Here is an 18,367-nt window from a genome sequence, read left to right as displayed (position 1 = left end):
CATGACCACTCAAAGCATGACCACTTAGAACATGACCACATTCAGACCTTTCGCTACAAAGGTCAAGGCAAATTTGAACTTACTCAGTTGCAATCTGCCTTGGAAAGTTTGCCGCCAAACCTCTGGCGACTTAAAGGTGTGATTAGCTTGTCGGATCAAGCGCAGGCTTTCATTCTTAACTATGCATTTGGTCGATACACCATTGAAGATTATGAGCGCAGCGCGGAAGGCTATGATTTAATTTTTATCGGCAAAGACATTCTCACGCAGAAAGCGCACTTGATTGACCAAGTTCGGCGTGCATTAAGTCAGCCTACTTTGACTGCATGACGGTCTCAGATTATGCATCTTAGTCGTGTGCAATTGAGAGAAAATTTGCAAGAGCGGTGTTGAAAGCCTGTGGCTCTTCATCGTGTGGGCAGTGTCGCGTGTTTTCAATGATCACTTCTTCAGCTTGTGGCAAAATCTCCTTAAACTTTGGAAGAATTTTTTCGGGCGGGAATGCCATATCGTATCGTCCCCAGACAATCAGCGTTTTGCCTTTGAAATGACATGGACGCGGCAAGGTATTGAGCATGAAACGTTCAGGATAGCGAGAGGGGGCAAGATAGGCATACATGGCGCCCGAGGAGCGCAACGGTTTTGCAAACTGCTCGACGAGTTCATCCGTTACTTTTGAGACATCGTAATAGGTAGGCACTAAACTTTGACGGGCGCCAAACGCATTTGCGAACAGTCCAAACATTGCTTCGCCAATCAGCGGGCTACCCACCGCACGATATAGCAATCTTTCTAACGGGTTGATTTCATCAGGGAAGATACCCGATGCATCGACGAGCACCAGCGACTCAACCTGCTCTGGATGATGATGCGCAAACCACAGACTTGTCGCACCGCCCATTGAATGCCCAATCAGCACGACCTTTTCGAGTTTCTGGTGATGTAAGAAAAATCGGATTTGTTCTGCCCAGAGTGGCAATCCGTAGGGCGCATTAGGTTTTTCGGATTCACCAAAGCCCAAGAGATCTATGGCAAACACTTGACGATGTGCGGCAAAGAAGTGCAAGTTATGCCGCCAATGCTCAATCATAGCGCCATAGCCGTGCACGAAAAGCAGTGGTGTCTGCGATGAGGGTTTGCCTAACGCAAGAAAGCGAAAGTGTGCATGCGCTTCTTCCGCGTATGTCCAGTCTAAAAAGTTACCTTGCATTGCTTTTTCGGATGGTGCAGTTCAATGCAGATTGGATGTGCTGCACTGCACCGCTTGCTGTCCTTATTAGTCAATCGCTTCTCTGAACGTTGGCAAAGTTTTTTGGCGTTCTTTTTCGCTCATGCGATTACGAATGCGAAGCACGGTGCTAAAAAAAGTACGAGCGCGGCAATGTCATCGCCAATGCCTAAGACACCAAACAAGAGCTCAGGAACGATATCAATCGGAAGAAAGAAGTAGATGAGCGAACCTACCATTGCCACTTTCTCCATAAAAGAGGCTTCCTGCCAAGTGCTGCGAAAGAAATTCATTGTCGTGCAAGCGGTTTAAGTTGATGAAACTGTAAGTACTCTACTGCTCTATGTGAATTTGCACATTTGCATCGCTTCAGCACCTTACGCCAAAGCATGACATGATACTACACTAACAGTCTGCTATCTTAGTTCATTCTTTCGTTCTGTCTTATGCTCATTTTGTCTCTATTTCCCTGACAACGATTTTGCTTCTGTTTTCAGCCTTGCCTGCTTTGTCCAACGCCTCGAAAGTGGTGCAAGCTGGCGCTCCCAGAGCAACCACAATCTGGCGTAAGCTTCTTCTTCACGTGTGCGCTGCAGAAAGTTTCGCATAAAGACAATCAGCATTGCAACGATGAATGCAAGCGGCACTGTCAGCAGCAAGGTTTCTACTCGTTTTGGACTCACGCGCCGGGTTGGTGCACGTGCTTCATCGAGCACAATCACCGTTGGTGTGTTGCGGTAGCCTTGCAAGCGTTCTTTGTAGTAGAGTTGTTTTAGCAGCGCATAGACTTCTTCGCTGATTTTTACTTCACGGTAATAGTTGGCATACTCGCGCGCCAAAGCCGGCATTTGCTCAAAACTTAGCACATACTTGTCCGACTTGCCCGAAAGCATTTCGTTGTACTTGCGCTGCATTTCAGACAGACGATTTTTGGATTCTATGACCAGAAGGTCGTTTGGTTGCCTATCGCGCAAGAGTACATCCAAGTTAATTTCTTCGCTTATCATCATGGCTTTGAGCTTAGAGAGTGTCTCTAATTGCAATTTCATTTGTTCTGTCATGGCTACCGCTTTGTTAGACTTTTGGAACGCTTCCAAATTTGAGTATGCGCTATCGAGTTCGGCTTTTGCAATCTGCAATTGCGCACTGAAATACTCCGCATTGTAGAGTGATTTTGCGTTAGCCAGTTTTCGGTTTGTTCTATCGAGAATCTGTGCATAAGCATTCGCGATTCGTGCCGCTTGCACTTTTGCGCTGTCGTCGTCTGCTTCTCTGAATGACAACATGGGTGTTGCAAGCCGAACTTCAATCGTGATAAAACCTTGTTTGCTTGCTGTGATGCGAGTGGCTTCGGCAAGTGCTGTACGCAATTTTTCCAACTTCTCTGCTTCGTTCTGTTTGCGTTCTTCTTCACTTAGGAAAATCTCTTCCAAGCGTTGCTCTACAATCAGACTTTCTGCTACTGTGCGGCTTTTAAGCACTTCGACCAAAATTTCCGTCATATTTGTAGCATTTGCTGTGCTGAGTGAGGCAAGACCTAAATTACCAATGGCTTGCAAGAGTGCATTTTGTTTGTTGGGGTCTTCGGGCGGCATCAATACAGTTTTTGCAGCATATGTACGCGGCATTAAAAAGAGCGTAACGAGCACGATAATTATTGCTGCCAGTGTGAATTTCACAATAAAGCCGAGATGCTCCAAAATAAGTTCAATGTAATGACGCAGCAGCGTTGGCTTTTGCCATACTGCGCCATTGCTTTTGAGATCTTCCGTGCTCATGACTAGCCTCGCACAATGCTTAAAATCACCAATACGGTTGTAGCAATACTGCCGATGACGACAATGCCGTCTCTAAAAATCTCCCATGCTGATTGTAGCCACGGCTTGCGTGGCAGTTCGGGAACGAGAATGGTATCGCCCGGCTCTAACTGCTCAACTTTGCTTACTTCAAGCACATCGCCTGTATTGGGTTTAATGACAACAACGCGTCCTTCATCAGCCTGTTTGCCGAATCCGCCTGCCAAGCGAATGTATTCGCGCACGCTTAAACCGCTTTGATACTCGATATTGCCTGGTTCAATGACGCGCCCGATAACATTAATGTAATTGCGAAACTTTGGAACTTCAATGATATCATCCGGTTCTAACAGTACATTTTCAGATTCTGCTTTACCTTGCATCAATGTTTTGAAGTTGACCGACATTCTGCCCTGACGCTCGCGTAGCTTCGCTTTGAGATACTGTGCATCGATATCTTCAGAACTATCGCTCGTAAAGCTTCGTGGATCAAAGGAGCGGCTTGCAGACGGGCGAATCAGCACCGCCTCTTCCAGTGATGCTTTATCTGTAAAACCGCCTGCAGTTTGAATAATATCGTACAACCGCGTTTTCTTTGGTTCAATGCGATAAATGCCGGGGAACTTGACCTCACCACGCACCTCGACCATCTCCTCAGGGAAAATCTTTGGAATACGCCGCACGACCACGACATCGCCACGCTGCAAGGGGACATTTGCTGACTGCGGAAATCCGCGTAGACTCACATAAAGACTTTTGCGCGAGAGTTTGTCTTCCGTAAATCGGATGATTTCTACGGAATCCAAGTATGCACTCTCTAAGAGACCACCGGCAAAACTGAGCAATTGGTACAGCGAATCACTTGGGAGAAACTCATAACTGCCCGGGTATTTCACCTCTCCCGAAATGGTTACTGAATCGGTTCGACGCGTCAGGAAAATTACATCACCTTCTTTGAGATAGAGATTCTCGCGTGCATCAAGAAGTCTGTAGTAGGTCAAGAGGTCTAGGCTTAGGGTTGTATCGGGATAAGCACGTTTGAGTTTGATTTGTCGCAGTGAAGCTGTTTTCAGCACCACATTGCTTTTTGCGATGGCATCAGAGACCCGTTCGGCGGCACTGACTTTTACCTTTGTTGGATAGAGTGTCTCGCCTAACACTTCAACTTCGAATGAGCGCAAACTTAGCAGTGCGACACTCACTTCAGCGCGGCGATACGTTTTACTTAGCATCGTTGCTAATCGCTCTCTGAGTTCAGGCAAGGTTAAATGTAGCGCGAGCACTTCACCCACCCGCGGAATAATGAGTTTACCTTCAGGTGTAACGGTCAACTGATATGATGTGTAAGTTTGTGAGGTGATACCAATGAAGACACCATCACCTGCGCTGAGGGTATAGTTTGGTGGGGCAAGTTGTTGCGATATCCCTACAGGGGCAGATGCCGGGCGCATACTCTCAAACAGCAGCAGGGTATCTGGCACCATCAGTCGGCTCTGTCCTGAAAAACGGCTGTCTGGAAGTTGCGCATACAACACAGGCTGATAGATTACAATGCCCAGCTGTATGAGCAAAGCAAACCAATAAGCAGAGATAAGCGTGCAGCGCGGCTTAGCGTTTTTAAGAACTTTCATTATGTTGCAAGCCAACATTATACCATTTTGAACTGTTCAAGATATGAAGTTTCTATCACTTGCGCTTTTCCTTGTTGGTGCGACGGGTGCTGTTTTCGGGAGCCTTAAGTATCGCCAGCAAACGGAATGGGAACACTGGGCTGCAAAACTCACTTGGCTAAGTTTCTTAGGCTTCAGTGTTGTGATTGCAGGCGTCGGCGTCGTGATTTTTTTTGTCGTTTGACGCGCGCTGCTTAGTTCACCAAGCTTCCCACTTCTTCGCCAATTAAGAGGCGCTTGAGATTGCCTTCTACATTCATATTCATCACGACAATAGGGAGCATATTTTCTTGGCAGAGTGTAATTGCCGTGAGGTCCATGACGCGCAGATTTTTTTTCAAGACATCAAGGTAAGTGATTTTCTGGAAGAACTGCGCGGCAGGATTTTTTTCAGGGTCTTCATCGTAGATGCCATTGACGCGCGTGCCTTTGATAATCACGTCGGCTTCAATTTCAATAGCTCGCAGTGCAGCTGCAGTATCTGTTGTAAAGTAGGGATTGCCTGTGCCTGCACCGAAGATCACGACGCGCCGCTTTTCCAAATGTCGGATAGCACGGCGACGGATAAAAGGTTCGGCAATTTGCTCCATCTTGATAGCCGTTTGCAATCGTGTAAAGACACCTTTACGCTCAAGCGCATCTTGCAACGCAAGCGCATTTATCACTGTTGCCAGCATCCCCATTTGGTCCGCTTGCACTCTATCCATGTGCTCAGCAGCTTTAGATAGCCCGCGAAAGATATTGCCGCCACCAATGACAATTGCTACTTCGACACCTAATTCATGCACTTCCACAATCTCTGTTGCAAATTTATCGAGCACCTCTCCATCAATGCCGTAGCCCTTATCGCCCATTAGTGATTCGCCACTGAGCTTGAGCAGAATTCGCTTGTATTTCAATGCCGACATAGTTCGGGTTAGTTATTCTGTTGCCAGAAGGTTGCGATGAAATAAAAAAGTCTCGCATCAGCGAGACTTTTTTGCTATCCTCTTTCTCCGAGTTGGAAGCGTACAAACTGCTTTACTGATAGCGTTGTATGCAGTCGCTCAGAGGCTTCTTTGAGAATTTCGGTAACGGTCTTGCTATTGTCCTTGATAAACGGCTGTTCCAACAGCGCTACATCTTGATACATTTTCTCGATTCGCCCGGCTACAATTTTTTCTACGACGGCGACCGGTTTTTTTCATTAAGCGCTTGTTGACGGTAGATTTCAGCTTCTTTTTCAATAAGTTCTTTTGGCACGCTACTGCGCTCCAGTGCCACAGGTGCCGCCGCTGCTACTTGCATAGCAATATCTTTTGCAATTGGGTCATCTTTGCCATTTAAGCCAGTCAGATAGACCAGTGAAGCTAACTTTGCACCGGGGTGTGTGTAGGCAACGACGATGCCATCTGGTGCCTCAACGAGTGCCATTCGACTGACCTCGACTTTTTCGCCGACTTTACCGACCATAATTTCAGCGGCTTTTGCAACACTTACATTAAAGTCACCGCCCATCGTCAGTTCCAACAGTTCACTGAGAGTCTTTGCACGATGTTTGAGTGCCAGCTGTGCCACTTCATTAGCAAATGCGACAAAGCCTTCGCTGCGTGCCACAAAGTCTGTTTCGCAGTTGACTTCGACAATGGCTGCAGCAGATTTGTTTTCAGTTTGTGCAACTGCAATAATACCTTCTTTGGCTTCACGATCAGCACGTTTTGCCGCTGCTGCTGCACCACGCTCTCGTAGCCATTTGATTGCATCTTCCATATCACCATTAGTGGCTTCGAGCGCTTTCTTGCAATCGGACATGCCTGCCCCTGTCTTGTCGCGCAGGTCTTTGACTAACTTTGCTGAAATTTCTGCCATAATTTTTTTGGAGTTATCACATATGCAAGAACCGTGAGGGCTTCACGGTTCTTTTAGAGATTAACTTTCTTTTTCTTCAGCCACTTCTTCGGCATCTTCTTCTTTTTGTGCCGTCGTCGCATTGATAATCGCATCAGCGACAGCGGTTGTAATCAGCTCAATGGACCGAATTGAATCATCGTTTGCTGGAATCACATGCGTAATTGGCTCAGGGTCGCAATTGGTATCGACCATTGCAAACACGGGGATGCTGAGCAGATTTGCTTCCTTGACGGCAATGTGTTCCTTTTTGACATCGACGACATAGAGAGCGGCGGGAAGGCGTGTCATCTCGGAAATGCCACCCAAGACCTTGAGCAGTTTTTCTTTTTCACGCGTCAGCATCAAACGCTCTTTCTTGGTGATAATATCAAATGTGCCATCACTTTCCATTCGCTCAATAGCGTTAAGGCGACGAATGCTTTGGCGAATGGTTGCAAAGTTTGTCAGCATTCCACCCAGCCAACGCTCTGATACATACGGCATGCCGCAGCGTTCTGCTTGTTCAGCAATAATCGCCTTAGCTTGTTTTTTGTACCGACAAAGAGAATGTCTTTGCCCGTACCTGCAATGGCTTCAATCGCATTGAGTGCATCTTCCGCCATTTGCACGGTTTTTTTGAGATCTAGAATATGAATGCCGTTTTTTTCCATGAAGATGTATGGCTTCATCTTTGGATTCCAACGGCGCGTCAGGTGTCCGAAGTGGGCCCCGGCTTTAAGCAAATCTTCGATTTGAAGTCTAGGCATAGTTTATCGATTTAGCTTAGTTAAACCTCTACCTTGCCACTATCGAGGGAATCCATTCGGACACTCCCGCTCGATTTTTGAAGTCTATACTTCAGACAAGGTATGCATGATTAAAACATTTGACTGCAAAGCTTAGACAGCACGAAGGCTTTAACGTTTTGAGAACTGGAAGCGGCGGCGCGCTTTGCGGCGACCATACTTTTTGCGTTCAACCATTCTGGCGTCGCGTGTCATCAAGTTCTCTTTTCGCAGAATGGGCTTGAGGTTCTCATCGTATTCTACCAGTGCGCGTGCAATTGCCAGACGCACTGCACCCACTTGCCCGCTAATTCCTCCACCTTTGACATTCACCTGAATATCAAACTTGCCGACATTATCTGTTAGCGTAAGCGGCTTTAGCGCATCGTTACGCTGCTCTTCCACTGTGAAGTAATTTTCAATAGGACGATCGTTGACAAGCACTTTTCCACTACCGACTTTCATAAAAGCCCGCGCAACCGCGGTTTTGCGTCGTCCAACTGTAGAAATCAGTTCTGACATATTGCGTTAGGCAAGTTCGAGTTTTTCAGGTTTTTGTGCAGCGTGTGGGTGTTCTGGGCCTGCATAGACTTTGAGTTTCTTGTAGATTTGTCGCCCGAGGTTGCCTTTTGGCAACATGCCCCACACCGCCTCTTCAATAATGCGCTCAGGTTTCTTTTGCAAGATGTCTGCAAATTTTTCCCAGCGTGCACCGCCCGGATAGAGCGTGTTGTGGTAATACATCTTTTTCTGTGGTTTTGCGCCCGTCAATTTGACTTTTGCTGCATTGACTACAATCACAAAGTCGCCTGTGTCCACATGCGGCGTAAACTGCGGCTTGTGCTTACCACGCAAGATCGTCGCAATTTTGCTTACCAGTCGACCGAGTGTTTTGCCTTCTGCATCGACGATATACCACTTGCGCGCCACTTCGAGCGGCTTTGCTGAGTAAGTGCGAAAACTCTGCGTATCAATCTTCATTTTTTAGCCTATTTTTGGCTCGTTTTGGTCTTGAGCACCGCTTTTGTTACAAATAGAGCCCGCAAAAATAGGGGTTTACGCCCAAAAAGCCAAACAATTTTGAGATTTTTTGCGACCTTCTTAGCGCAAGAGTGTCGATTCAGCACGCGAGACTTCTGCAAGCATACTCGGGATTAGTTCGGTATCGTGCTCTACTTCACGCAAGCCCTGCTCAAATTCTTCTGCGATTTTGACATCTTCTTCGCTGCCAATGAAAAGCGGTGTGCGTTGATGCAGTTTTTCAGGCACAATATCCAAAATGCGCTTGTAGCCATCCGTCGCTCTGCCACCAGCCTGTTCACACACAAATGCCAATGGATTGGCTTCATAGAGCAAACGCAATTTGCCTTCTGGCGCTTTCTTGGTGCGTGGATAGATGAAGATACCTCCATAGAGCAAATTGCGGTGGAAATCTGCTACAAGCGAGCCGATGTATCGCCCAGAGTACGGACGATTGGTTGCTTTATCTTCGTGCTGCAAATACTTGATGTATTTTTTGATACCATCAAAGAAATAGCGGTAGTAGCCTTCATTGATGGAATAAATCTTACCACGCTTGGGTATAGTGATGTTTGGATGCGAGAGCAAAAATTCGCCAATTGTTGGGTCTAAGGTAAAGCCGTGAACACCTTGCCCTGTTGTGTAGACCAGCATCACCGATGAGCCATAAATCACATAGCCTGCTGCAACTTGCTCTACGCCTTTCTGCAAGCAATCTTGAACCGTTGCCGGTGTACCTACCGGGGATTTGCGCTTGTAGATAGAAAAAATTGTGCCGACACTGACATTTGCATCAATGTTCGAAGAGCCATCAAGCGGATCAAAGATCAGCACATATTTTCCTGACGATTCCATCGGGGGAATGATAATATCCTCGTTTTCTTCAGATGCCATTACTGCAAAACGTCCATGATGACCGATCGCCTGAATAAACTTTTCATTTGCAAATTGATCTAATTTCTTGACTTCTTCACCTTGCACATTTTGCTTGCCTGCCGAGCCAAGAATATCGACCAATCCTGCACGAATGACTTCTCGCCGTACAAGTTTTGCTGCAAACGTTACATCAGAAAGTAATTGGGTGAGTTCGCCGCTTGCGCTGGGAAATTTGCGCTGCTGCTCAAGAATATGACGCTCAATCGTGATTAACTCCGCCATAGTTCAATCTCCTGCTACGAATTTATTTGTTGTACTTTCGCTTTACAAATTAAGCATTTCACCGTCAAGCGCAAATGCATCTCATCTCATTCTGGTCGAAAGTTGATTCGGCCATAGCAAGCACCATCGCATGAGCGTTGTGTGCTACTTTTTGCTGCATCACGGCATCATGTTCAAGCATGCGTTTTTACTCTCTCCCAAAGTGTTAGTTGAATTATCAGAGATGAAGACATGGGTATTGGTGCTGGCAAGTTATTTTTGAGAAAGCTATGTTTTGCTCATAGCACATAGAATGTGGCTAAACTTGACAAAAACTTCATTCTGCCTTGTCAGACGCAACAATTCTCTTTCATGAATGGCAACAGCTTCGTGCTTTGCGCAAGCGCTTCTTGGAAGGTTCTGCTAGCAAGCAGGACTACTGGGAGAGCTTGCGTTTGCTTGAACTCTACGATCAAACGTTTGCTGAGCGTATTGCTTGGAAATGGCAATATGTACTTTTGCAACTCCATCGCCTGCGCTGGCAACCGCCGACTTCTGCAGTGCTCGACTGGGGCTGCGGCACGGGGATTGCCTCACGCACATTTCTGCGCGCATTTGCTTTGCCTGATGTTCGACTTACGCTCTACGACCGCTCTGCACTTGCAGTGAAGTTTGCCGAGCAAAAACATCGTGAAGTGTTCCCTCATATCTCTTTGTTGCCTTTCAACGATACAGCGTTTCAAGGCGTGGTCTTGCTCAGTCACATCATCACAGAACTCAGCCCGCAGGATTTAGATGCACTGTTGCAACGCCTTCGGGCTGCCGCGGCAATTCTTTGGGTTGAGTCGGGCGAATATCATACTAGTCGCAAATTGATAGACGTGCGAGAGCAGTTGCGTTCAGACTTTCATGTTGTGGCACCTTGCACACATCAAGGTCGCTGTGGGCTACTTGCAGAGGAAAATGCGCCGCACTGGTGTCATCATTTTGCACATGTACCACAAGCGGCTTTCACTGAAAAGCGCTGGTCAGAGTTCAAAGCGCGTATAGGCATTGATCTTTCTCAGTTGCCTCTCTCTTACCTTGTTCTGGATAAACGCGCCATTCCTCTTTTGCCACGCTTGTCTTCACGCTTGATTGGCGGCACGCGCCTCTACAAAGGCTATGCCGCTGTGCTTGCCTGCACCGAGCAAGGCGTCGCTGAATACCACTTGAGCCAGCGCCATTTTCCTCAAGTCTATCGGCAAATAAAAAAAGGCGAAGCTGATACACTCGTGTCTATGCAGACTGAGCAGGGCAAGGTGGTACATTTAGAGAGCCTTGCAGTGCAAGAGATGAGAAAAGCATAGCACCTGCTTGATACAGTTCTACTTCTGCCTCAAGCCAAGTGTTCAGTTGAATAGGATTTACTTCTTTTTGCGTGCTTTTTTCTCGGGCTTAGCTTGAGGCTCAAAGTCCGTGAAAAGTTCACCGATCACCTTTGCTTCCATGCGGCGATTTTGCGCGCGTCCCTCATCAGTATCGTTTGATGCCACAGGTTCTTCTTCACCTGCGCCGCGCACGGTAAGTCGTCTGGCATCAATGCCGCTTTTTACAAGATAAGTTTTGACTGCCTCAGCACGTTTGAGTGAGAGCCAGAGGTTATACTTTTTGCGTACTCTCTCATGCGCAGCTTTGCGCTTGAGGAATTTCTCTTCGGGTTCTTTTGGCTGCTTTGGTTTTAACCTTTTACCTGTGTTGTCCGTATGCCCTGAAATTTCCACGATGAACTTCTCGCGCGCTTTGGTTTTAAGCAATCCGATTAGTGTATCCAATTTTGCGCGCTCTGTTGGTAGGATTCGATACTTGTTTAGTTCGTAGTTAATGCGTATGGCAATTTTGTCGCCCACTTTGCTAAGTGGCTCTGGTGGCGGCGGTGGAATTTCACGTTTTGGCTCAACGCGCACATGTGCTGCACCGATGAGTTCGCCATAGCGATTCCTTGCCGTGAGCGTGTAGGTTGTCGTGTAACTTGGCTTAATGACACGCGTGCCTTTAGGTGGGACTTCACCTAAATCTGGTTCAATGCTCACTTGTTCCGCATCGAGGGTTGTCCAGATAAGCATTGTAGAATCACCTTGCTCAATGACATTACGCGCCGTCAAGATTTCGATGACTGGCAGAGGTTCGCGGGCGATAACAGGTGCGTAGAGTTTTTCAGGCGGCAGCTGTTCCAAGGGCTTGAGGAAACGGAAACGAAAGCCTATGCTCGCAGAGAGTTGACGTGCTGAATTTATCGAAAAGAAGCTCAACACATCGCGTGTGCCGATATCGAACGTGGCTTCAGGTGTATCGAAAGATAACCCAAGTGCAAGCGCTACCGCTTCATCGCCACCAAAGCGCAATCCAGCACGCACAGGTAGATTAGGCACACCGCGCCACTCTGCGCCAAGTGCAATCAATGGCGTTGTGGTATTGCCAAAATTGGCATTGACACCCTGTACCCAATCCAGCATCATTACCACAGGTACATCGGCAAACGCTTTGAGATTTACCGCAGCACCTAAGCGTATAACCGACGGTAATGCTGCACCAAAAGGCAATGTGCTGGGCAGTGTTTGTTCAATGGCTTTGCGTAGGCTATCGACTTCACGCTGGGTTGTTTGATCATCGAAGGGATCGGTGAAGCCTGTAAAACTCACGGTCGTATCGGCAAGACGCTGCCACGCTGTGGAACCGCCGAATGAGAGTCCGCCAAGATTCATCACGGACAGTCCTAAGGTTACGCCGCGTGATATCTCAGCGGACAGACCCAAATCAGCAGCAAATCCGCTGCCTACCACATCAGGTGTAAGAAACGGTGGAATTCTATCGGGTGCCGCTGTTTGCAGTTGATAACTCAATCGCCCTGCAAGACTGTCGCCCGTTTGCGAGCTAAACAGCGTGGTCTGATTATCCAGATGTGCAAATACAAATGACTGCACATATTTGAGAGCTAGCCCTGCGTAAAAGTCTTTGAAAGGAATAGATTCTGGCAGGTCAAATTTGCGTGCGTAGGAGAGCGCAAACTCGCGGTGCCACCAGGCGCGAGCATTGCTTCCACGCGATTCAATTGGTTGACCTAGCAGATTCGTGTTCCCATTAAGCGCCAAATCCAGATAAGATTTTGTAACGGCAAAGCGCGTTCCAATGTGATCACGAATGGCAAACCCAAATGCTCCGACTTGCTCTGAGACATTAAATGCCACACCAAAGAGTTGAACACTTGAGCCAACACTTGCTCGCCACACCTCTGGCACAAGCGCCAAAATTGCAGTCTTGTCTTGGCTCGTCCAGAAGGTTGTTGTGCGTGGTTCAGGCACATTGCGGCTCTCACGCCCTAAGAAACGGTTGTAATGATCAAGGTTAAAGGCGTTGTTTTGCAGAAAAAGTCCTAATGGTAGAATGGAGAAACTAAACCGACGTTCATGAAATTCAAATGCAGCAAGGCGCGCCGGATTGAGATCCATCCCGGGCATAGCACCAAAGTAAGCTGACCCGGCGCCACCTACGGACATACTCATGGCATTGTCTACGCTCACTTGTCCATAGACTGAAAGCGGCATGCAGCAGATTGAGAACCAGACAGCCCAAAGTCGAACTTGCATCATCGGTTTAGAAATTGCTACGGCAGTACGAAGCAGTAGAGGTCATCCGCATCTCGACACGTCATCTCTCACCTTCTAAGCTCCTCACATAGTTGCATTTTCTTCCGTGCAGTTTAGTTTTTGACCTTGCCTTGCTTCACTAATATAGAGAGCAAACGCAAAATTTTTAGCGTTGCGCTCCCTTCAACTGATTTTTCTAAAAAAATCGTTTTAGATACTCTGCACGACCGACGCTGCACGCTTGCGCCTTTCTTATGCCCTTGAATCTTGAATATTATGCTTGAATGAGTTTTTGTGAAGACCTGCAAGCGATGTTCTCTACGCTCTGATGCGCTTACGACACTTCACCTGTTGCTAAGCTCAAACTTTTTTGCATTTGCGTCTGTCTGAAGGTTTGCAGTTGTACAAGCTGTGTCGCTGCAAGTTTGACGCGCCCAGCCAGCAAGTCAATAAAGTCAGGCGAATCGTTCAGGCATGGGATATACTGCAAGGGATAGCCAGCTTGTTGGACTTCCATTACGGCTTCAAGGTCGGCTTCGCTGTTATCAGCTAAGAAACCGAATGGAAAGATTACCACTTCTTCAATGCCTTCGGCTTTGAATTCTTCCAAAGCGCGTCCGAGTGTTTCAGTCATCCAAGTGCCGCCAAACTTGTGGTTCATAGCGCCCAGTTTGATGCTTGCAAAGCTATTGCGCTGATCGCGCTCAATGGCGGCTTTAAGTCTTTCGTAGAACGCTATCGTTTCTTTGTAGCCCGTGTTGGCTTTCGGCTCCTCACCGTTTGTGTCTTTAATCAGTGTACCATGTGCAACGAGTGCTAAACCCTTCTTTCGTTCTGGACGCGCCTCGAGCCTTTCAAAGATATGATTGACGCAGAGGGCAATGAAGTCGCTGTTGTTCCATAGATGTTTGATGACACGCACTTTCTCAAAGACTTCGTCGCCGAGATGTTCCAGCATAAGGTAACATGCCACGCCACAAGCAAAGTCGGATTCAATCGGGATCATTGGTACCACAATCACACCATCAGATATGTGTTCTACTTCATTGAGCACGTTTTCATAATACGGTTTTATGAAGTAATACGCATCTTTCACGATGAACTGTACCTCACAATCTGCAAGCTGCTTTACTGTTTTAAGTCTCTTTGCTAGCGCTGTTGTTTGCTTGCGGTTGATTTGTGCCAGCTTAGGCTGGTAGCGCATCCTCTTCCATTCTTTTCTTCGGCGCAGGGTACGCATGAGCGCAATGAAGGCTTTGAGTGGCAGTGGCAAATTCGCAATGCGAGAGGTGATCAGTTGCAGGATTCGCCATGCGTTAGGGTAGAGATGCGTAAAAGAAAGCTGCTCGACTTCTCCATAGGTTACGAGCAACACGGCAATTTTCTTTTTCATAGATTTTTTACTTCAGTTGATGGGCACAAGGGCAGTTGTATGAACACCTTCTTGCGCGTTGGATTTACTATCTCTTCAAACAGCAGTTGTATGTACTTCATTTCCTTGCAGTGCATTTTATCTCAATTTTTCATAACTGCCTTGAATTTGAGCGCTTAGGCTCTGACTCGACTTTGAGTTTCATTTTGTTTCTGCGTATCTTGAAAAATAAGCTAACCTTAAACCGCAACATTAAAAGGAGTACGATATGAACGGGTTCGTGCCTTCAGAGCAAGTCTCCATCTTGCCCAATCCTACACCTGCTAAACCGACGCGCCGCAAGCGATGGCTACTTATCCAACCCAAAAGCCGTACCAACTTGATGGTTGACTCTGGGAAAGTGAGCATTCCACTCAATTTGATGATGGTAGGCACCCTGGCGCAAAAACACTTTGATGTGGAGTTTATTGATGAGCGCATTGGCGACAAAGTACCGCAGGATTTTTCACCTTACGATGTCGTAGCTATTACGGCACGTACGCTCAATGTCTCCAAAGCGTATGAAATTGCAGATCGAGCGCTGGCGCAAGGCAAACGCGTCATCTTAGGCGGCACGCACCCTACAATGCTTTTTGAAGAAGCAAAGGAACATGCCACCAGTGTGGTTTTTGGCGAAGTTGAATCTGTTTGGGATGCTTTGCGTGAAGATGTTGAGCGTGACACAATGAAACCGCAGTATCGCGCTGGCACATTCAAATCCATGCAAGAAATGGATCGCCCCGATTTTAACATCGTTTTACGCTCACCGAACTCCAAAAATTATAGTTTCCGCATCCCGCTGCTTGCCACAAAAGGCTGCCCTGTCGGCTGCAACTTCTGCACTACACCAACGATTTACGGCAAATCTTTCCGCACACGTGATACCGACCGCGTCGTGAACGAAATCAAATTTCATCAAGACCGCTTGGGCAAGAAGGATATTCATATTTCCTTCATGGATGACAACATTAGTTTCAAGCCCGCATTTATGGAAGAACTGCTCAATGCCATGATTGGCTTAGGAGCAAAGTGGAATGCCAATATCTCAATGAACTTCTTAGAAAATCCCAAGGTAGCTGAACTTGCTAAAGAAGCAGGTTGCGAACTCTTAAACATTGGCTTCGAGTCCGTTACTCCTGAAACCATTAAGTATGTGCATAAAGGCTCGAACCGTATATCGCGCTATGATGAAGTGGTCGCAAACGTGCATCGCCAAGGTATTGGCATTCAGGGCTATTTTATCTTTGGGTTTGACACGGATACACCTGCCAGTTTTCAAGGCACATATGATTTCATTATGCGCAACCGCATTGAGTTCCCAGTCTTTACCATTGCTACACCATTTCCAGGTACGCCTTGGTTTGAAGAGATGAAACCGCGCATTGAGCATTTCAACTGGGATAAGTACGACACCTATCACTACATCTACAAGCCAGCGAAAATGGAGCGTGAGGAGTTTTTGCATAACTTCATTAAGATTCAACGCGAGATTTATTCTTGGAAAAATATCTGGTATCGTATGAAAGGCAAGCCATTCAATTGGGTGTGGATGGTCAATGTCGCAATGCATTACTTTACACGCCAACTCAAGCCGCAAATGTTTCTCTAAACATTTTCAGGTGCTTTTCGTGGGCTTCTTGGCTTACTACTCTGAACTTCAGGTGAAGTTATGCAGTTAGCTTTGCTCGTTACAGGTATTTTGCTAACGCTGGGCGCACTCGTTGCTCTGGTGCGTACCTCTAAAGCCAAAGGACAAGAGGGGATTCAAGCTGGATCTGTCTTTTTAGCTGTCGCTGTGATGTTTGGACTTGGGGTAATCTTCCTTGCGCTGGTGATTTGAGCAGGCAAGCTATATCGCTTTCGCTGGGGCAGTAGGCTTAGACTTTTTCGCTTTGTGCCGTCGCTTGCGGCTCAGTGCTGGTTTTGGTCGCTACTAGTGTAGGATCAGGCAGTGAGAATTGTGGGAAAATTTTGCAGCACTCTCGCCGTATAATTTCTTGTTGCTCTGTAATCACTTCCGATGGAATGCCAAATTGACGCAGCAGCAGAGAGAAGATTTGAATCGAGGTTTCAAATTTTTCTGTAACAACTTCGCTTGCGCCTGCAGCGTAGAGACGCGACACCTCGCTCAAGCTGCGGGCGCGCACAATAATAAAGGCTTTTGGATTTAACTCTCTTGTTATTTTAATGCACTTCTCCACGGCTTCCGCCTCTGAAATTCCTATCGCCACTGATTGCGCCACATGCACGCCGACTTGCATCAAGGCTTGCTTTGAGGTTGCATCACCGTAGAAGACATACTTTTCGCCAGCTCGACGCGCAGCTTCAACGATAGCTTTGTTATTGTCTAAAATGGTATGTCGCACATTCGTTGCTGCAAGTACGCTGGCTACATTGCGTCCATTTTCACCATAGCCAATGACGACGACATGAGGATTGAACTGTTCGATTTCTGCTTGTGACTGCGCTTGTTGCAGTTTATCGGCTTCAGGATGTGAGCCATCCTCATGCAATGGAATGAACGCTAAGCCCGGTGTCAATCGCTCTGCGACACGTGGTGCCATCGCAATCAAGGCAGGTGTAACAACCATCGTCACCACAATCACCGCTAACAATCCTTGATAGACCTCGCTTGAGATAATGCCTTCAAACTTACCAATCTTAGCCAGCACAAACGAGAACTCACCTACTTGTGCCAGCACCATACCCGCCATCAGACTCACACGCAAAGAATAGCCAAGTGCTATACCAACCACCGTCGCTAAAGCAGCATTTACGACCAATACCGCAACAGCCAGCAAAAGGTAAAGCGGCAGTTCCTCAAGCTCGACATTAAGCAACAATCCGACCGAGACAAAAAAGATACTTGTCAGTGCGTCACGAATCGGTTCAATAGCTTGAGCAATAGCATGACTTTCGTCTGTACTTGAAATAATCACGCCGGCAATAAACGCCCCAAGTGCCATAGAAAGCCCCGCTAGCGACGTCAAATAAGCTGACCCAAAACATAGCAACAGTGCGCCTAAGACCAACACTTCTCTAGCATTGATTGAGGCTAACATCCTTGTCAGGTATGGCATAATCAAACGAAAACCACCCACAATACCAATTGCAAAAATTACCAGTAAACCTAAGTCTTGCAGAATTTTATCAAGTGACTGTTGACCATTTGGCGAGAGAAAACTGACGCCGATCATCATGGGCACAATTGCAATGTCTTGAAAAATGAGAATGCCCAATGCGATTTTGCCGTGCGGTAAGAAAAGTTCATTGCGGTCAGAGAGAATTTTTAGGCAAATTGCGGTGCTACTGAGCGCAAGCGCCATCCCAATAAACACTGCAGATTGCCAAGTCATCTCGACGCCGATTGTCGGCAGAAGATAGTAGGCTAAGCCACCGACAATTGCACCGGTTAGCAAGACCTGAAAGATGCCACCGACCATCACAATCCGCGAGAGACGGCGCAATTCTTCTACGGAAAACTCCAACCCAATCGTAAAGAGCAAGAGCACCACGCCTAATTCAGCAAGCGTACTGATAAGCGACATATTCTCAATCAGTCTTACACCCGACTGCCCCAGCACAATGCCTGTTACAATAAGCCCAATGACAGATGGAATCTTGATGCGCTGGAAGATGAGCACAATCACCAGCGCCGCCGTGCTGATAATAACCAGTTCTTTAAGGAAATCGAACTCGTGCATCACATTTGCCCTGAATTACTCTTGAAAGTATGCTTTGCTCCTTTGACTTCTTACCTCGAACCGTTGTCTTTGAGTAAATCGTTTTGCAGTAAGAAACAATTAAGGACTGAAATTAGAAATT

At 47.0% G+C, this 18,367-nt stretch carries 15 protein-coding genes and 2 pseudogenes; 4 read left to right on the top strand and 13 right to left on the bottom strand.

From position 1 onward, the window contains the following. The coding region (locus CMR00_01865) for a hypothetical protein (protein ID PIO49106.1) at nt 1-330 on the top strand (330 nt) is incomplete at its 5' end. A 19-nt stretch (nt 331-349) separates the two neighbouring features. Here CMR00_01865 and CMR00_01860 read toward each other — a convergent pair. The 4 genes from CMR00_01860 to CMR00_01845 form a co-directional block, all read right to left on the bottom strand. Continuing rightward, on the bottom strand, nt 350-1,210 hold the full coding sequence (locus CMR00_01860) for an alpha/beta hydrolase (GenBank protein ID PIO49105.1): 861 nt from the start codon (nt 1,208-1,210) through the stop codon (nt 350-352). 119 nt (nt 1,211-1,329) lie between these two features. Then, nucleotides 1,330-1,521: a hypothetical protein gene (locus CMR00_01855; GenBank protein ID PIO49104.1), complete on the bottom strand. Its 192-nt coding sequence runs from the start codon at nt 1,519-1,521 to the stop codon at nt 1,330-1,332. 168 nt (nt 1,522-1,689) lie between these two features. Continuing rightward, the gene (locus CMR00_01850) at nt 1,690-3,006 is read right to left on the bottom strand and encodes a hypothetical protein (GenBank protein ID PIO49103.1); all 1,317 of its coding nucleotides are present in this window, start codon (nt 3,004-3,006) and stop codon (nt 1,690-1,692) included. Between the two features lie 2 nt (nt 3,007-3,008). Beyond that, nucleotides 3,009-4,673, bottom strand: a complete 1,665-nt coding sequence (locus CMR00_01845) for a hypothetical protein (GenBank protein ID PIO49102.1) — start codon at nt 4,671-4,673, stop codon at nt 3,009-3,011. Between the two features lie 25 nt (nt 4,674-4,698). Here CMR00_01845 and CMR00_01840 point away from each other — a divergent pair, with 25 nt between their 5' ends. Further along, the gene (locus tag CMR00_01840; protein ID PIO49101.1) at nt 4,699-4,878 is read left to right on the top strand and encodes a hypothetical protein; all 180 of its coding nucleotides are present in this window, start codon (nt 4,699-4,701) and stop codon (nt 4,876-4,878) included. A 10-nt stretch (nt 4,879-4,888) separates the two neighbouring features. Here the strand turns inward: CMR00_01840 and CMR00_01835 are convergent, their stop codons facing one another. The 6 genes and pseudogenes from CMR00_01835 to CMR00_01810 form a co-directional block, all read right to left on the bottom strand. Then, the gene (locus tag CMR00_01835; GenBank protein ID PIO49100.1) at nt 4,889-5,602 is read right to left on the bottom strand and encodes a UMP kinase; all 714 of its coding nucleotides are present in this window, start codon (nt 5,600-5,602) and stop codon (nt 4,889-4,891) included. Between the two features lie 74 nt (nt 5,603-5,676). Continuing rightward, a pseudogene (locus CMR00_01830) lies at nt 5,677-6,542 on the bottom strand (elongation factor Ts). Nucleotides 6,543-6,602: 60 nt separating this feature from the next. Further along, a pseudogene (gene rpsB, locus CMR00_01825) lies at nt 6,603-7,330 on the bottom strand (30S ribosomal protein S2). A 150-nt stretch (nt 7,331-7,480) separates the two neighbouring features. Then, complete coding sequence (locus CMR00_01820) at nt 7,481-7,870, bottom strand: 30S ribosomal protein S9 (protein PIO49099.1); 390 nt, start codon at nt 7,868-7,870, stop codon at nt 7,481-7,483. A 6-nt stretch (nt 7,871-7,876) separates the two neighbouring features. Then, nucleotides 7,877-8,329: a 50S ribosomal protein L13 gene (locus CMR00_01815; GenBank protein ID PIO49098.1), complete on the bottom strand. Its 453-nt coding sequence runs from the start codon at nt 8,327-8,329 to the stop codon at nt 7,877-7,879. Nucleotides 8,330-8,449: 120 nt separating this feature from the next. Further along, nucleotides 8,450-9,526, bottom strand: coding sequence for a class 1 fructose-bisphosphatase (locus tag CMR00_01810; protein PIO49097.1), 1,077 nt, complete (start codon nt 9,524-9,526; stop codon nt 8,450-8,452). 326 nt (nt 9,527-9,852) lie between these two features. On the opposite strand from CMR00_01810, the gene CMR00_01805 reads away from it, so the two are divergent. Then, complete coding sequence (locus tag CMR00_01805) at nt 9,853-10,854, top strand: methyltransferase (GenBank protein PIO49096.1); 1,002 nt, start codon at nt 9,853-9,855, stop codon at nt 10,852-10,854. Nucleotides 10,855-10,911: 57 nt separating this feature from the next. On the opposite strand, the gene CMR00_01800 is transcribed toward CMR00_01805, so the two are convergent. Both CMR00_01800 and CMR00_01795 read right to left on the bottom strand, forming a co-directional pair. Then, nucleotides 10,912-13,134: a hypothetical protein gene (locus CMR00_01800; protein ID PIO49095.1), complete on the bottom strand. Its 2,223-nt coding sequence runs from the start codon at nt 13,132-13,134 to the stop codon at nt 10,912-10,914. A gap of 331 nt (nt 13,135-13,465) precedes the next feature. After that, the gene (locus CMR00_01795) at nt 13,466-14,524 is read right to left on the bottom strand and encodes a ferrochelatase (protein PIO49094.1); all 1,059 of its coding nucleotides are present in this window, start codon (nt 14,522-14,524) and stop codon (nt 13,466-13,468) included. A gap of 247 nt (nt 14,525-14,771) precedes the next feature. Here CMR00_01795 and CMR00_01790 point away from each other — a divergent pair, with 247 nt between their 5' ends. After that, on the top strand, nt 14,772-16,151 hold the full coding sequence (locus CMR00_01790) for a B12-binding domain-containing radical SAM protein (protein PIO49093.1): 1,380 nt from the start codon (nt 14,772-14,774) through the stop codon (nt 16,149-16,151). Nucleotides 16,152-16,419: 268 nt separating this feature from the next. On the opposite strand, the gene CMR00_01785 is transcribed toward CMR00_01790, so the two are convergent. After that, on the bottom strand, nt 16,420-18,246 hold the full coding sequence (locus CMR00_01785) for a sodium:proton exchanger (GenBank protein ID PIO49092.1): 1,827 nt from the start codon (nt 18,244-18,246) through the stop codon (nt 16,420-16,422). Between the last annotated feature and the right edge of the window lie 121 nt (nt 18,247-18,367).

Origin of the sequence: [Chlorobium] sp. 445, from assembly GCA_002763895.1 — a bacterium.
Lineage (GTDB): Bacteria > Bacteroidota > Chlorobiia > Chlorobiales > Thermochlorobacteraceae > Thermochlorobacter.
This window is presented reverse-complemented; position numbering and strand designations above follow the sequence as displayed.

Excerpts from the sequence above, each read along its gene's own strand:
- CMR00_01815 (PIO49098.1), bottom strand. The coding sequence starts at position 8,329 with ATGAAGATTGATACGCAGAGTTTTCGCACTTACTCAGCAAAGCCGCTC.
- CMR00_01855 (PIO49104.1), bottom strand. The coding sequence starts at position 1,521 with ATGAATTTCTTTCGCAGCACTTGGCAGGAAGCCTCTTTTATGGAGAAA.
- CMR00_01785 (PIO49092.1), bottom strand. The coding sequence starts at position 18,246 with ATGCACGAGTTCGATTTCCTTAAAGAACTGGTTATTATCAGCACGGCG.
- CMR00_01820 (PIO49099.1), bottom strand. The coding sequence starts at position 7,870 with ATGTCAGAACTGATTTCTACAGTTGGACGACGCAAAACCGCGGTTGCG.
- CMR00_01860 (PIO49105.1), bottom strand. The coding sequence starts at position 1,210 with ATGCAAGGTAACTTTTTAGACTGGACATACGCGGAAGAAGCGCATGCA.
- CMR00_01845 (PIO49102.1), bottom strand. The coding sequence starts at position 4,673 with ATGTTGGCTTGCAACATAATGAAAGTTCTTAAAAACGCTAAGCCGCGC.
- CMR00_01800 (PIO49095.1), bottom strand. The coding sequence starts at position 13,134 with ATGATGCAAGTTCGACTTTGGGCTGTCTGGTTCTCAATCTGCTGCATG.
- CMR00_01810 (PIO49097.1), bottom strand. The coding sequence starts at position 9,526 with ATGGCGGAGTTAATCACGATTGAGCGTCATATTCTTGAGCAGCAGCGC.
- CMR00_01790 (PIO49093.1), top strand. The coding sequence starts at position 14,772 with ATGAACGGGTTCGTGCCTTCAGAGCAAGTCTCCATCTTGCCCAATCCT.
- CMR00_01795 (PIO49094.1), bottom strand. The coding sequence starts at position 14,524 with ATGAAAAAGAAAATTGCCGTGTTGCTCGTAACCTATGGAGAAGTCGAG.
- CMR00_01835 (PIO49100.1), bottom strand. The coding sequence starts at position 5,602 with ATGTCGGCATTGAAATACAAGCGAATTCTGCTCAAGCTCAGTGGCGAA.
- CMR00_01840 (PIO49101.1), top strand. The coding sequence starts at position 4,699 with ATGAAGTTTCTATCACTTGCGCTTTTCCTTGTTGGTGCGACGGGTGCT.
- CMR00_01850 (PIO49103.1), bottom strand. The coding sequence starts at position 3,006 with ATGAGCACGGAAGATCTCAAAAGCAATGGCGCAGTATGGCAAAAGCCA.